Genomic DNA, 1,186 nt, shown 5'->3' on the forward strand with positions numbered 1-1,186 from the left:
TGGGCGACGACACCCCGTACGCGGACGCGAGACCACTGATGGACTCGCCCCGCTTCCAACGTGCCACGATTTCCTCATCGGGCAGATCCATACGGCGCTTCCCTACGGGAACACGCACTCCGGCTTGTCTCAGCCGGTCCGATATCAGGTAGCCGCTCGCGCCGTACTCGGCGGCCAGCTCCTGTATCTCCGCACGGTCCTCCAGATAGCGGCGCGCCAACTCCTCGTTGGATACAGGCAGGGAGAGGCGGTTGCCGCGACGGGGAACGCCATGCTGTTCCAGCAGTCGGGAGATGGTGTTGTCGCAGCATCCGTACACATCGGCCAGTTGACGAGCGGTCTCACCTGCCCGGTAACGGTTCACGATCTCCGAGACGGGGAGCGTGTCGGCCAGCAGAACGATCTGTGCTGGCGGAGGTGGATTGCTGCCGCCCGTGGAGCCGCGCATCAGCCGACAGACCTGCGCTGTGCTGAGTCCGGCTATCCGGGCTGCTTCGGCTTGGCTGTCGCCCGCATGAACGGCCGCGACGGTGGCCTGGTGGAGTTCGGTACGGGCATCCCGCAGTTCGTCTGCGGCGTGGCGGTAGGTACTGGACCGGTTGGGGTAGGCGCGAGCGGATTCCATGTCCTGTTTGGCGTTGTGGTACCGCTGGGCGGCGTTGCGGAGGTGCGACCGGGGAGAGTTGGCCATGGCACGACGGTGCCACGGATTCAGTACATCGTTGCCCCGGCCCGGACACGACCGCGCCCCCACCGTGCGGCGGGGGCGCTCGAGATCAGACGGCTAGCCAGTTACGCCAGGTGCTTGCCGTTGCCGACATGCCGAGCCCGCGGCACGCCCGAAAAGCGCGCGGACTGCCCACCCGGCGCCTCCCGCATCATCGCCTCCGCCCGGTCCTCCGCCGCCCGCTGCGCCGTCACCGGCTCCACATCGGTCCAGTAAATGTCCAGCATGGTGCGCAGCGTCGTCGGCTCGCCGGTGGGCCCCATCGGCACGGTGATCTGGTCGAGGAGACGCCACAGCTCGTAGTCGCACTGTTCGGCTATCCCGCCGGAACGGGCGTGCGCGGCCTGGTGACGGCTGACCGCGACGGCCAGCTGCCGCAACTTCTCTCGGTTCTCTTGCGCGACCGAATGGTTCGTGGAGCGGTTGATGTTCTTCTGCGCGCGGCCCAGGTCGGCGAGG

Annotated in this window: 2 protein-coding genes; both read right to left on the bottom strand. The window is 67.7% G+C overall.

The window, feature by feature from the left end; all coding sequences use genetic code 11:
* A partial coding sequence (locus SSOG_RS58885) for a vWA domain-containing protein (protein WP_039942961.1) occupies window positions 1–691 on the bottom strand: 691 nt, incomplete at its 3' end.
* 101 nt (window positions 692–792) lie between these two features.
* Window positions 793–1,186 (bottom strand): hypothetical protein (locus tag SSOG_RS58890; protein WP_039942963.1); only part of this gene is annotated, 394 nt, incomplete at its 5' end.

Source organism: Streptomyces himastatinicus ATCC 53653 (assembly GCF_000158915.1).
Classification (GTDB): Bacteria; Actinomycetota; Actinomycetes; order Streptomycetales; family Streptomycetaceae; genus Streptomyces; species Streptomyces himastatinicus.